General features: G+C 43.7%; 11 protein-coding genes. 10 read left to right on the top strand and 1 reads right to left on the bottom strand.

Annotation, left to right across the window (positions count from 1 at the left end; genetic code table 11):
* The first annotated feature begins 34 nt into the window (after window positions 1–34).
* The 6 genes from ACFQZT_RS17690 (at window position 35) to ACFQZT_RS17715 (ending at window position 7,603) form a co-directional block, all read left to right on the top strand.
* Entirely contained in the window at window positions 35–1,378 is a 1,344-nt protein-coding gene (locus ACFQZT_RS17690; RefSeq protein ID WP_379302166.1) for an ABC transporter substrate-binding protein, read from the top strand.
* Window positions 1,379–1,448: 70 nt separating this feature from the next.
* Window positions 1,449–2,366, top strand: coding sequence for a carbohydrate ABC transporter permease (locus ACFQZT_RS17695; protein WP_379302168.1), 918 nt, complete (start codon window positions 1,449–1,451; stop codon window positions 2,364–2,366).
* Between the two features lie 6 nt (window positions 2,367–2,372).
* Window positions 2,373–3,206, top strand: a complete 834-nt coding sequence (locus tag ACFQZT_RS17700) for a carbohydrate ABC transporter permease (protein WP_379302169.1) — start codon at window positions 2,373–2,375, stop codon at window positions 3,204–3,206.
* A 38-nt stretch (window positions 3,207–3,244) separates the two neighbouring features.
* On the top strand, window positions 3,245–4,621 hold the full coding sequence (locus ACFQZT_RS17705; RefSeq protein ID WP_379302225.1) for a family 4 glycosyl hydrolase: 1,377 nt from the start codon (window positions 3,245–3,247) through the stop codon (window positions 4,619–4,621).
* A 12-nt stretch (window positions 4,622–4,633) separates the two neighbouring features.
* Entirely contained in the window at window positions 4,634–6,757 is a 2,124-nt protein-coding gene (locus ACFQZT_RS17710; RefSeq protein WP_379302170.1) for a glycoside hydrolase family 3 N-terminal domain-containing protein, read from the top strand.
* Between the two features lie 168 nt (window positions 6,758–6,925).
* Complete coding sequence (locus ACFQZT_RS17715) at window positions 6,926–7,603, top strand: IS6 family transposase (protein ID WP_379302171.1); 678 nt, start codon at window positions 6,926–6,928, stop codon at window positions 7,601–7,603.
* A 197-nt stretch (window positions 7,604–7,800) separates the two neighbouring features.
* Here the strand turns inward: ACFQZT_RS17715 and ACFQZT_RS17720 are convergent, their stop codons facing one another.
* Window positions 7,801–8,835: a LacI family DNA-binding transcriptional regulator gene (locus ACFQZT_RS17720; RefSeq protein WP_379302172.1), complete on the bottom strand. Its 1,035-nt coding sequence runs from the start codon at window positions 8,833–8,835 to the stop codon at window positions 7,801–7,803.
* 545 nt (window positions 8,836–9,380) lie between these two features.
* On the opposite strand from ACFQZT_RS17720, the gene ACFQZT_RS17725 reads away from it, so the two are divergent.
* The 4 genes from ACFQZT_RS17725 to ACFQZT_RS17740 are packed head-to-tail and all read left to right on the top strand — an operon-like array spanning window position 9,381 to window position 14,384.
* On the top strand, window positions 9,381–10,319 hold the full coding sequence (locus ACFQZT_RS17725; RefSeq protein WP_379302226.1) for an ABC transporter permease: 939 nt from the start codon (window positions 9,381–9,383) through the stop codon (window positions 10,317–10,319).
* 18 nt (window positions 10,320–10,337) lie between these two features.
* Window positions 10,338–11,219, top strand: a complete 882-nt coding sequence (locus ACFQZT_RS17730) for a carbohydrate ABC transporter permease (protein WP_379302173.1) — start codon at window positions 10,338–10,340, stop codon at window positions 11,217–11,219.
* 48 nt (window positions 11,220–11,267) lie between these two features.
* Complete coding sequence (locus ACFQZT_RS17735; RefSeq protein WP_379302174.1) at window positions 11,268–12,884, top strand: ABC transporter substrate-binding protein; 1,617 nt, start codon at window positions 11,268–11,270, stop codon at window positions 12,882–12,884.
* Window positions 12,885–12,902: 18 nt separating this feature from the next.
* Complete coding sequence (locus tag ACFQZT_RS17740; protein ID WP_379302175.1) at window positions 12,903–14,384, top strand: glycoside hydrolase family 32 protein; 1,482 nt, start codon at window positions 12,903–12,905, stop codon at window positions 14,382–14,384.
* Window positions 14,385–14,387: the final 3 nt, after the last annotated feature.

Here is a 14,387-nt window from a genome sequence, read left to right on the forward strand (position 1 = left end):
CACATAAAAATGCGATCGCAAAGGGGATTTTAATATGAACAAAGTGAAATCTTACTCCATATTTCTTTTATCGGCGATCATGCTGACAAGCATTGTCGGTTGCAGCAAAGACGCGGAAAACACAAAAGATGCTGCAGGTGCAAATGCAACGGCTGCAGTAACGGGAGCTGCTTCTGGGGAAAAAATCAAACTGACGGTGACATCCACATTCAGTGATGAAACCGGTATGAAAGAAATGAATGAAACGATCAAAGTATTCAATGAGACGCATCCAAACGTTACGATCGATTTTTCCCCGAGCCCATGGGCGGATTATGCACAAAACTTGAAGTTGGCGTTCAATTCCGACTCCGGCCAAGATGTTGTCTACGTCGACGATACGATGCAGCAAATGCTGCAAAGTAACAACTACTTGATGGATATTACAGCGGATGTGAAGAGCCGCGGCTGGACCGATAAACAAGCACCCGGAGCTATCGACTTCAATAACAGCAGAACTCCTGGCAAATACTACAGTGTGCCATTTATGACTGCACCTGTCGTGGTGTACTACAACAAAGACATTTTTAACAAGCTGCAGCTTACGCCGCCAAAAACGCTGGATGAATTGAATGCTGTGATGGAAAAAGTAAAAGCAGCAGGTCTCGTGCCAATGGAAAACGGCGGCATGACCAACACGCCAAAAATGTGGTCGCTGTTCCAAATGCTATACAACCAAGTTTCCATGGATGATGTGAAACAGTTTTACTTCCAAAAAGGTGTAACGCCTGCTTTTGAAAAAGGGTTTGTTTCTTCGCTCAATCAAATCAATGATTGGGTGAACAAAGGGTACTACCGTGCCGATGACGCTTCGATCACTGGTGATGCCGTACCTACTTATTATGCAAAAGGTCAATCCGCCATGGTGCTGGGCGGAAACTGGGATATTCCAACGTATGAAGGCACAAAAATACCGACAGGCGCGTTTGCATTCCCGAAAGCGGATGCGAACAGCACGTCGCACACGATCATCAATCCGTCTGACGGCGGCTGGGCGTTGAACGCGAAGATGAGCCCGGCGAAAAAACAAGCTGCGCTTGACTTTATCGATACGTTCATGAACCCGAAAGTCGTTAAGGTTTGGTACGAAAACGGCGCTACACCTACGGTAAAAGTGGATCTGACTGGCGCGAATGTGTCCGATCTGAAGAAAGAAGTCGACAAGTCAACTCAAGGGACGCAAATGGGCTTCTACCTCGACAACGCAGTTCCAGGCTTGGGGGATATTTTGAACAAACAGCTTCAATTGATGTCGCTGCATAAGAGCACGCCGGAGCAAGCATGGACTGAAATTAAGAATGAGTATGACAAGCTTGTAAAAGCAGCTCAAGGTAAATAATTAGCAATACGTAGACTCCTTCAGCTCCTAAAGTGGGAGGCGTCCAATCCTATACTACGAGGCGATACTTGTGAACCAAGAAGCCATACCTGTTATAAAAAATAAAACGAAGCGAAGACGGTTCGACCGCAACAATCCGCTCGCGTATTTGTTTCTGTTGCCCGCCTTCGCCATGGTAATTTACTTCATGTGCTGGCCGGCTTTACAAACATTTTATATCAGCATGACGAATTGGGACGGGATCAGTCCAAAGAAATTCGTCGGACTTCGCAACTATGTTCAGCTATTTACGAATGAACCGATGTTCTGGCAAGCAATCAAGCATACGTTGATGTGGGTCGTTGGCGGTGTGACGATCCCGATTTGGGCGGGACTTATTTTTGCGAATTTGCTGGTAAGAGGCAAAATCAAATTCGCTAAATGGTTTCAGATGGGTTTCTTTTTCCCGCAGGTCATTTCCTCGGTCATTGCTGCGGTCATCTGGAAATGGATTTACGATCCGAACTTCGGGCCGTTGGCTGCCATTTTGGGCAAAATCGGGATTGCTAAACCGACAGCCGGCTGGCTGGGCAATCCGGACTTGGTCATGTATGCGCTGTTCGTCGTCTTCTTGTGGGGAAGCTATGGCTATACCACGATGATCTTCACGGCGGCGCTGCAAAACGTGGATTCGCAGCTATATGATGCCGCTAACATTGACGGCTGCGGCCCTTGGGGGCAATTCCGTCATGTTACGGTTCCGAGTCTGCGTCAAACGATGACGACGATTATTATTTTGATGACGATTAGCTCTTTCAGCGTATTTGATATCGTGATGGCTACTACGAAGGGCGGACCAGGGTATAGCTCTTACGTGATTTCTTATTACGTATATACCCAAGGCTTTATCGTGAACCGCTTGGGCTTTGCGGCTGCGGCTTCGATCGTATTGACCTTGTTCATCCTCATCGTCTCCAGAACCATTATTTACTTCAGGGAAAGGGATTAATGAGCTATGACCAAATTTTCGTTCATCCGACGTGCCATTATCTACGCCATTATGGCTTGCGCAGCTGTGCTAACGATTAGTCCATTTTTTCTGATCCTCAGTACTTCGCTGAAAACAAAGAGTGAAATCAACGTGAACGGTCCTTTAGCGCTGCCGGAGATGCTGCATTGGGAAAATTATTCTCGTATTTGGCAGGTAGGCAACTTTATTGGCTATTTTAAAAATAGCGTCATTGTTACGGTTGTCGTTGTCGTGTTTGTCGTCATTTTATCGCTGCTTGGCGCTTATCCGTTTGCGCATATGAAATTTAAAGGAAAAGGAATTTTGTTCTTGATCATTCTGTGGGGACTTACAGTGCCTATGGACCTGCTCATTATCCCGCTGTTCAACAATTTGAAATCCATCGGTTTGCTGAATACGCTTTGGGCACTCATATTACCGCAAATCGCGTTGAATATTCCTTTTTCTATTTTTCTTTTAAGAGGCTTTATGCGGGACATTCCACATGCCCTGCTGGAATCGGCACGCATGGACGGTTCGTCTGAGATGCAAAATCTGTACTTGATTATGATGCCGATGCTGTATCCGCCTATCGTTTCATTGATCGTGTTCACGGCAATCGGAACGTGGAACAACTTTATGTTGCCGACGATTCTCGTGCAGAACGATTTGCTGCGTACGCTGCCGGTAGGTCTGAATTATTTCCAAACGAAATTTACGATGGATTATACGATGATCGCCACCGCGGCTGTCATCTCAGCGCTGCCGACGGCAATTGTTTATATGATTTTCCAGCGAAATATCATTTCTGGTGTCATGGTAGGCGCTCTGAAGGAATAAATTAGCTAATTTTTAAGGAGATGAATCCATTGAAAAAAATGAAAATTGCATTAATCGGAGCGGGAAGTGTCTCCTTTGCCCTTGGGGCTTTACAAGATATCGTGCTGTCCGACCGTTTGAAAACGAAGGTCGAGCTTGAGATTGCACTTATGGATATCGTAGAAGAAAACTTAAATCGTACTTATGATTATGCGAAAGAAATGTTCAACGCATTCTCCCATCCGGCAAACATTTGGCGGACTACAGATTTAGAAGATGCGCTCCGCGGCGCTGATTTCGCCATCGTTGCGATCGAAGTGGATCGTTATTTTTACTGGTCGCAAGATTTCCACATACCGCGTCGTTACGGCAGCAAGCAAATCTATGGCGAAAATGGCGGCCCCGGCTCGATGTTCCACACCCTTCGCAACTTGGGACCGATGCTCGAAATCGCCCGCATGATGGAGAAAGTATGCCCGAACGCGTGGTTCATCAATTACACGAATCCGGAAGCGAAATTGGTTGAAGCGATTTCCAAGCTGACTTCCATCAAAATTGTAGGACTGTGTCACGGTCTGGATATGGGCGTTCATCAGCTATGCGAATTCCTGGAAATGAAACCGGAAGAAATCGGCTTTGAAGGAGGCGGATTGAACCACTTCGGTTTCTTTACAAAAGTTTGGGATAAGAAGACAGGCGAAGATTTGTACCCGTTGTTCCGTGAAAAAGAGCAAAAGGCTAACCGTCTTGCGCAATTCGACCACATAGCGCTATCCAGAACGATGTACCAAATTTACGGCTACTATCCGTATCCGGGAACAAACCACTGCGGCGAATATGTCTCCTACGCGGCAGATTTCTATGCGGGCTTGTCGCTACAATACCGTTACGATCCGATTCGCGAACAGTTATGGAAGCAAGGCTCTAGAACGCCAGACTTCGTCTACTGCGCGAACGGCAAGAGCTTGGATAAAGGTTTGTTCGATTCTGTACAAACGCAGGAAGCGTGGGTCAAAGAAGCTTACACGTTCAACAAAGAGAAAGTACAATGCAGTCAGGAATATGCCATTCCTATTATCGAGGCCATTTTCTTTGACGATGAGATTCAGATCAATGCAGCTAACTTGCTGAATAACGGCGCGATCAAAGGTCTGCCGGACGATATGGCAGTGGAGACGCAAGCGATCGTCAATGGTCAAGGCATTACGCTGAAGCCGATGACGGTTGAACTGCCAACAGCGGTCATCGGAACAATCCATATTCAAGGAACGATCCATAAGCTTTTGCTAGAAGCGTTCGTTGAGAAGTCCAAGACGAAGCTGCTGCAAGCGATTTTGCTCGACCCTCAGGCGCCAACGTATTATCAGGCTTGCGCGATGATTGACGAAATGTGCGAGCTGCAGAAGGATATACTCCCTGCTCTTGAGTGGAAATAGAGGTCTTCATACATGGATAACCAACAATTAAAAAGGCTTTTTGAGTCGATGACGCTGAAGGAGAAGTTCGGGCAGCTCAGCCAAATTACCGGCGAGCTCTACGTGGGAAAAGTCGATCAGGAAATGGTAGAAACCGGCCCTGAATATTCGCGGGATATTCTCGATGGAGAGAGTTTATATACGATTGGCAGCGTGATCGGTGCTTCCAGCGCGAAGATGACGAATCGCATTCAGGCCGCATATTTGGAGCGATCCAGGCTGAAAATTCCGCTGCTCTTTATGCATGACGCGATTCATGGCTACAAGACGATTTTCCCGATTCCTTTGGGGTTGTCCTGTACATGGGATGAGCACATCTTGCAAAAGGTTGCGGAGGAAACAGCGTCTGAGCTGCGCGCTTCCGGCATCCATGTGAATTTTTCGCCGATGGTCGATCTTGTGCGCGATTCCCGATGGGGCCGCGTGATGGAGTCGTTCGGTGAGGATCACCTGTTGTCCGGCAATTTGGGTCGGGCCATGATCAAAGGCTATCAGAAAATGCAAGGAGGACACATCGCTCCGGATGGAGTCGCTGCGTGCTTGAAGCATTTTGCAGCTTATGGAGCAGGCATTGGCGGAAAAGACTACAACACAGTCGATATGTCCATGCGAGAGTTTTACGAATACTACGGCAAGCCGTACGAAATTGCTTTAAAGGAACAGCCGAAGTTCGTCATGAGCTCGTTTAACACGTTCAATGGTGTGCCGGTGACGGCTAGCGCTATGATGTTAAAAGACATTTTAAGAGATCAGTATCAGTTCGATGAACTACTCATCTCCGATTGGGGCGCGGTTGTTGAGTTGAAAAAGCACCGTGTCGCGCAGGACGGTAAGGAGGCAGCTGAATTGGCGCTGAACGCAGGCGTCGATATCGAGATGGTCTCCACATTATACTTGGAGAACTTTGAGGCGATTATCGAGGAGCAGCCACACTTGCTGAAAGATGTGGATGCGGCTGTCTGGAAAGTGCTGCAGCTCAAAAACGAGCTAGGCCTCTTTGAAAACCCGTATGCTGACGAGGAACTGGAGCCAGCGGTTATTTTGAATGCGAAGTCGCTGGAGGCTGCTGAAGAAGCGGCCCGCAGAAGCTGTGTATTGTTGAAAAACGAGAACGACACACTGCCTCTGCGCAAGCAGCATAACAACGTCGTCGTTGTCGGTCCGTTCGCTCGCACGCAAGAGCTGCTCGGCAATTGGGCTTGCAAAGGCAGCTTCACTGACGTCGTATCGCTGGAGCAAGGCTTAAAGCAGGAGGAACCGTCGCTAGTAGTCAACGCCTATGATACGCTTGAGGCGTGTCCGAAGGAAGTGCTGGATCACTGTGACTATATCATCGTAGCAATCGGCGAGCATTGGAGTCTAAGCGGTGAAGGACACAGCAGTGTTAAGCTGGAGCTAGAAGAGAGCCAGCAGCAGTTGATTCGCGCGGTGAAGGCAGCGAATGTGCCTTACGCGTGCGTATGCTTCTCCGGCCGACCGCTAGCACTACAGGACATTATTGATGATATCCCTGCACTATTGTGGTGCTGGTATCCGGGCACGCGAGCAGGCAATGCTGTCGCTTCGCTGCTTACTGGACAAGCTACGCCGTCGGGTAAGCTGACGATGTCGTTTCCACGTTATTCTGCGCAGGCGCCGATTTATTACAACGAATACAGCTCCGGACGACCAGCCAACGCATCGAGCTACAGCAGCAGGTATCAGGATTGTGAGATCGGTCCGTTGTTCCCGTTCGGGCATGGACTAAACTATACCGGAGCGACATACTCGGATTTTGCGATATCCGGACAGAAAGTGACAGCTAACCAAGAGTTGAAAGTATCGTTTACGATCCATAATCCGAGTTCATACGCGTATTCGGAAATTGCGATTTTGTACATCGAGGACATGGTGTCCAAAACGGTTCGTCCGACGCGTGAAATGAAAGCTTATCAGGTAGTTAAAGTTCCGGCCTATGGAACGGCAAATGTAGAACTGTCGATTACTATGGAAGATTTGAAATATATCAACGCCGATTTGCAGCAAGTTATTGAACCAGGAAACTTTCAGGTTTATGTGAATGATTTGGAGAATCCGGTGTTTACGATCGAATATTGAGTGGAAAAAAGCACAACCTTGTTTGAGGTTGTGTTTTTTTCTTCGTCTCGCGTATTTGGCCTATTTCGTCTATGATCATACTTAAGGGGATTTACGGTTCTGGTGCAAATATGAATTCGAGTGGTAACACGGGTAAAAGGTGTTTTGGAAAGTACGAGGATAATAGGAATGAAATCTTCATTAGGTGCATTCAAATGGAAGCATTTTGAGGCGGGAATTATATTACTGAATGTGAGATGGTATCTTCAATATCGATTAAGTTATCGTGATTTGGTGGAGATGATGTCTGAGCGCGGCATATCTATTGCTCATACAACCATTATGCGTTGGGTACATCAGTATGCTCCCGAAATAGCTCAAAAAGTTCGTCCCTATCTCAAACCTGTGAACGATTCTTGGCGCACCGACGAAACTTATATCAAAGTGAAAGGCCAATGGAACTACCTTTATCGCGCTGTTGATTCGACGGGCAAAACGATAGACTTTTTGCTTAGTGAAAGAAGGGACATGAAGGCCGCGGAACGCTTTTTTCAAAAAGCGTTATCCTCTGACCAAGTTCAAACACCAAGAGTGATAACAGTAGATAAGAATCCCGCTTACCCAGCGGCTATCGAAAATCTAAAGGGAAATAAAGAACTACCCCAAGAAACTTTGATAAGACAGACTAAGTATCTCAATAATGTGATCGAACAAGATCATCGTTTCATTAAGAAAAGGACGAATCCGATGCTTGGTTTCAAATCATTTGAAACAGCAATGAAAACGATTGAAGGAATTGAAACGATACATATGATCAAAAAGGGGCAGGTCAAATTGAAAAATTTGTCTGCCCCTAATAACATTTAACTCTTCAATTAGTTATTCGGTATGATAGTTTAAAAAAAATTTAATTTCATGATACATGTTGTTTATATTTATTTCTTGCACCACAACCGTTTTTCTTATTCTGGCAGTAATCTGAAAGAGCTAACCCCAGTTTTGGTGTTAGCTCTTTTTACTGGGTTGTGCAGCAAATAATAAAACTGCACAAGTATACCCTGAATTTATAACTTACCAGTAGATTCGCGAAATATGGGCTTCGTTTGGACGTGTGTGACTTGAGGAGGTTTGAGAGGGTGCTCAACCCTGGATAACAATATTTCAGCAGCCAGAATTCCTATTTCTTCCCGGAATATATGGACAGTTGTTAAATGAGGTTCTACGATTTGCGACTCGGGAGAGTTATCAAAACCGCAAATAACGATATCTTCTGGTATTTGTATATTCATATTTTTTAATATTCTCATCACGTTAATGGCAATAAAATCATTCGCACAAACAAATGCAGACGGAAGGTTATTCATATTCTCCAACTTTTTTTCCAACCATTTAGGATCCGCAACATATCGATCTTCTTCTACCACGCAAAATGAGGGGTCAAGCTGCAAATGAGAGTCCAGCAATGCCCTATTAAATCCAACCCATCTTTCATTAAAACTTTTACAATGATTGTAATCGCCAATAAAACCAACTTCTGTATAACCACTATCTATTAATTTCTTTGTAACTAAATAAGTACTTTGTTCGTTTTCCATTAAAATAATATCTGCATTAAGCTCGGGATAAACGATATCCACTGTGGAATCTATAAATATGGCAGGGATCCCCAAGGAATTGATTAATTGCGTGTATTTCTTGTCAAATAACTCTATACAAACGATTCCATCCACTTTTTTGGCATCGAAATTATTAGGCAGCACTAACGAATGAATATCCGATTCTCGAACAATGTGAATGGATAAATTAAAACCATCGGAACTGATTTTTTTCTCAAGCCCGCTTAGTGATGAAGCGCCAAAATGAGTATTGCTCGGCAGATTTGATGTTAAAAGTGCAATGTTGCCCGGATTTTTGGTGGTTAATGTGTTCGTATCTACAAAAGCAAACTGTTTATAATTTAACTCAATCGCACGTTTTAATACCTTATTTCTTGTTTCTGCAGGAATGCTTTCACTGCCGTTTAGAGCTTTAGAAACGGTATTCCTGGATAGTCCCAAGGAGTCCGCGATGTACTGTATCGTGATTTTTTCTTTACTCATATTTATACTCCTTTACCATCAACAACAATGCGCAGAAAAACTATAGTTAGTTAAAGATAAATGTATAATACTATAAATAAAATGTCAATTGCAAAAGTTACAAATGAACAAAACGATATGCAGGAATTAGTGCATTTGCAAAGTTTCGTCAAGGTATGCTTTTGAATAAAAAATATAAACAAATGCACAAATATAATTGCGCAAATAGAAATTTATATTTGAGAGGTGTTCTTGGAATATTTGATACTTTTCTCGTGATAGAAGAAAAAACGATTGAAATATACAGATTTTCCGATTTTCAATGGTAATATGTAATTAATCTGGTTTCCATATGAACAATATTGTAATAAAAAATGTTGACTAAAATATAATTTAAATGTAAATTGTAAATGTGATTGAAAGTAAATCTTTAAAGATGAAAGCCCTTACTTCTGAAGGTGTGTAAGGTGAAAAATCGAAGTAACTTGCAAGTTTTTGTGCAAATGAGAAAATGCTTTGAATTTAGTTAGGGGGTTACTATCTTGCAAGAGTTAGCTGAAGTTGACATGAGAGCAGTCAAACAGAAAAGTAGTCGTACATCCATAAGTAAAATGGATTACATGAGAAAAAATCCTTTTCTATACTTACTGATGGCGCCGGCCTTCATTTTGACGATCGTATTTAAATACGTGCCCATGTATGGGGCGGTCATTGCCTTTAAAGACTTTAGTCCGAGTAAAGGTATTTTCGGCAGCGATTGGGTTGGGTTTAAGCATTTTATGAAGTTCTTAACCTCACCAAACTTTGAAGTCATTTTCATGAATACGCTGAAAGTTAGTATTTACGGACTCATACTTGGTTTCCCGATCCCCATCCTATTAGCGCTAATGCTGAATCAATTGCGTAAAGCTGGTGTTAAAAAAAATATTCAATTAGTCTTATATGCTCCAAACTTTATTTCCGTTGTCGTTATAGTCGGTATGTTATTCGTTTTCTTATCGCCGGTAGGGCCAATTAATAAGATCATAACCTTGCTGACCGGCCATCCTATCAATTTTATGTCTGACCCGGACTATTTTCGTACGCTGTATATTTTATCCGGCATTTGGCAGGGAGCGGGTTGGTCATCGATTATTTATGTAGCTTCATTGGCAGGTGTTGACCCCGAACTCCATAATGCTGCAACCATTGATGGTGCAAACCTGCTGCAAAGAATCAGACACATCGATCTGCCGACGATTAAGCCGGTTATGGCGATTGTATTCATCTTAGCTGCCGGTGGCATAATGGCGATTGGATTTGAGAAGGCGTATTTGATGCAAACGGCAATGAATATTCCGACTTCAGAGATCATTCCAACTTATGTGTATAAAATTGGTTTGCAAGCTGGTAATTATGCATATTCCTCCGCAGTTGGTCTATTTAATTCCGTTATTAATGTTGTTTTGCTTATCCTCGTTAATATCATCGTGAAGAAATTAAATGAAGGAGAAGGCCTCTATTAAAAGAAAAGGAGCCGACGTATGAATATTAAGCCTACTCGATTGGACCGCTTTATTCTGATTATCAATTACATGCTATTATTTTTTGCTGTTTTGATCGTGGTAGTTCCCTTAATTTATGTAGTCGTGGCGTCGTTTATGGAGCCGACTGCACTGTTAAATAAAGGGATCTCCTTCCATCTTGCGGATTATAGTGTTCAAGGGTATAAAGTCATCTTATCGAATCATGCGATGATCCGGGGATTTGTAAATGCTATTTTTTACTCCACAGCATTTTCTATTGTTACGGTGGCTGTTTCGATCTTTGCGGGCTACCCGTTATCGGTTGCCGGTTTCGTCGGGAAGAAATTTTTTACCATACTGTTTGTCATCACGATGTTCTTCGGCGGTGGATTAATTCCAACTTATTTGGTGATCAAAAACTTGGGAATGTTAGATACGGTATGGGCGATCATCATACCAACGGCTGTGAATGTTTGGAATATCATTTTGGCCAGGACCTTCTTTAGCGGAATTCCTAACGAATTGAATGAGGCTGCCAAAGTTGATGGCGCATCGGAGATGCGTATCTTCTTTAAGATTGTTCTCCCCCTATCTAAACCTATCATTTTCGTATTAGCTCTTTATGCATTCGTAGGTCAATGGAATTCTTATTTCGATGCTTTGATTTATTTGAAGAGCGCTGATTTGCAGCCTCTGCAGCTGGTATTAAGATCTATCTTAATTCAGAATCAGGTAAATCCGGGAATGATTGCGGACCAATTGGCAATGGCGGAACTGAAAAGGCTATCTGAGATCATTAAATACTCGTCAATTGTCATTTCCAGTCTTCCGTTACTTGTTATGTATCCTTTTTTCCAAAAGTATTTTGAAAAGGGTGTCTTGGTCGGTTCATTGAAATAATGGACCGGCTAGCATATAAGTTTTCCAATAATAGAGGAGGGTTATTGTATGAAACATTCCAAAAAGGCATTATTCATTTCTCTGGCGGCACTATTGGCAGTAACAGGTTGCAGCGGAAACAACGGCAAAAAAGAATCGGACTCCAAAGAGCCGGCAGCATCAAGTACGGTCACGGGTACAACCGCGAAACCTACGTTGAAGTTTCTGACACAAAGCTCACCGCTTGCTCCTGAAGATCCTAATAAAAAATTAGTGTTCCAACGATTGGAAGAAAAGACGGGTATTCACATTGATTGGACGAACTATCCGTGGGATTCTTTTGCGGAGAAGAGGAATTTAGCAATTGCCAGCGGTGACCTTCCTGATGCGATCTTCGATGCAGCCTTAAGTGACTACGATTTGCTCAAATTGGCAAAGGACGGAACCATTATTCCGCTTGAAGATATTATTGAAAAACAAATGCCTAATTTCAAGAAGGTTCTGGAGAAAGCGCCGCAATATAAAGCAATGATTACTGCGCCGGACGGTCATATTTATTCGTTCCCATGGATTGAGGAGCTGGGTGCTGGTAAAGAAAGCATCCACTCCGTAGATGACTTCCCTTGGATTAACGTGGAATGGCTAAATAAATTAGGCTTGAAAATGCCTAAAACAACGGAGGAATTGAAACAAGTTTTGATTGCTTTTAAAACAAAAGACCCGAACGGTAATGGAAAAGCGGATGAAATACCTATGTCCTTTATTAATAAAACCGGCGGAGAGGACTTGGCCTTCTTATTCGGCTCTTTCGGTCAGGGTGAAAACTGGGACCATACGGTAGTCAGTGATGATGGAAAGGTTATTTTTACTTCTGCTGATACTAGCTTTAAGGAAGGCGTCAAGTTCCTGAATGAATTATATAAGGAAGGTTTAATGGATGTTGAAGCGCCTACGCAGGATTGGAATACCTATCTAGCTAAAGGAAAAGAAAATCGTTATGGTCTATATTTTACATGGGATAAGGGAAATATCACTGGCATGAACGATAAATATGACCTTATGCCTGCACTTGAAGGGCCGAATGGCTGGAAAAACGTAACGAGAACGAACGGAATGGGCTTCGATAGAGGAAGAATGGTTATCACCAAAGCCAATAAAAATATCGAAACGACGGCAAAATGGATTGATTCCCTGTATGATCCGTTACAATCCGTACAAAACAACTGGGGCACTTATGGAGATAAAACGCAGCAAAATATCTTTGAATTCGATGAATCTAAAAAAATGTTGAAACATTTACCGTTGAACGGAGCGTCTCCTTGGGAATTGAGACAAAAAACCTTTGTTGGCGGACCGTTGGCGATTTTGGATTCTTACTATGGCAATGTTACGACGAAGCCGGACGATGCCGCATGGAGATTGGACCTAATGAAAAAAGTGATGGTCCCGGACATGAAGGCTAAAAATATTTATCCAAAAGTATTCTTCTCTCTTGAAGAATTGGATCGACTTTCTACGATTGAAACAGATATGTTTGCCTATGTACTGAGAAAACGGACCGAATGGATTCAGAATGGCAAGGTTGAAGCTGAATGGGCCGGTTATTTAAAAGAATTGGACCGTCTGGGTCTACAAGATTGGTTGAAGATTAAACAAGCAGGTTATGACAGAAACGTAAAAAAATAAGTTTTGGGAGTGGGAGAGATGTTATATAGAGAAAAGTACCGGCCACAGTTTCATTTTACGCCGCCGGCTAAATGGATGAACGATCCAAATGGAATGGTATATTTTGATGGGGAATATCACTTGTTCTATCAGCATTATCCGGAAGGTACAACTTGGGGGCCGATGCATTGGGGACATGCAATCAGTACGGATTTGACCCATTGGGAGCATTGCCCGATTGCGTTAAAGCCGGATCAACACGGTTCTATCTTCTCCGGAAGCGCAATTGTGGATTGGGAGGATACCAGTGGATTTTTCTCCGGTATGCTGGGTCTGGTTGCTATTTTCACTCATGCGGACCACTATCCGGATTCTGAACGCCCGAGACAGAGGCAAAGCCTTGCGTATAGTTTGGATAAAGGTAGAACATGGGTGATGTATGAGGGTAATCCTGTGCTGTGCAACGAGCAAATTACGGATTTCCGGGATCCTAAAGTATTCTGGCATGCTAAGAAGCAGCAGTGGGTAATGGTGCTTGCAGCGGGTGACCGTGTTCATTTCTATGCGTCCGCCAATTTAAAGGAATGGTCTTTTGTAAGTGAGTTCGGTGCCGCAGAAGGCTCGCACGACGGAGTATGGGAATGCCCGGATTTAATTGAGCTTCCTGTAGAAGGTCTTGCTGAAGAAACCAAATGGGTGCTGATTGTCAGCATAGGGGATCATCCCGAGATGGCGGAAGGCTCAAGGACACAATATTTTATCGGGAGTTTTGACGGAAGTACGTTTACGAACGATGCTTCTCCCGAAACCGTATTGTGGTTGGATCATGGAAGAGATAACTATGCCGGTGTCACATGGTCGGATGCTCTTAGATCGGATAAAGGAAAGCTGTTTATCGGCTGGATGAGCAATTGGAAGTATGCAAATATCACTCCGACAACCAGTTGGAGGAGCGCTATGACGCTTCCACGGGTGTTGTCCTTGAGGACGGGGCCATCTGGATCCCGTTTGGTTCAAAAGCCTGTGACGGATTTGCAGAAGCTTCGATTAGAAGCGCAGATTTGGGAAGGGGTTACGATTAATCCAGGTCAAAACATACTTTCGGACGTACAAAGCGACATCTATGAGCTCGAATGTGAAATCGATTTGGGTGAAGCGTCGGAAGTCGGTTTTAAGCTTCGGAAATCGGAGCAGGAAGAAACCGTAGTCGGCTACAATACTGCCACTCAGACATTGTTTGTTGATCGATGTAACTCCGGTGAAAGCGGATTTCATCAAGCTTTTGCTTGTAAGCATGATGTGCAAATGGAGCTTCAAAACGGACGGCTCAAGCTGCATCTTTTTGTCGATAATTCCTCCGTTGAAGTATTTGCGAATGACGGGGAGACCGTGCTAACCGATCAAATTTTTCCGGATCCGTCCAGTACAGGATTGGAATTGTATGTGCTTAATGGAAAGGCCAAAGTCATTTCTCTAGCGCTTCATCCATTGAAATCAATCTATTCAGTTGTGACGGTATAATAA

Origin of the sequence: Paenibacillus sp. GCM10027628 (assembly GCF_042676385.1) — a bacterium.
GTDB lineage: Bacteria > Bacillota > Bacilli > Paenibacillales > NBRC-103111 > Paenibacillus_E.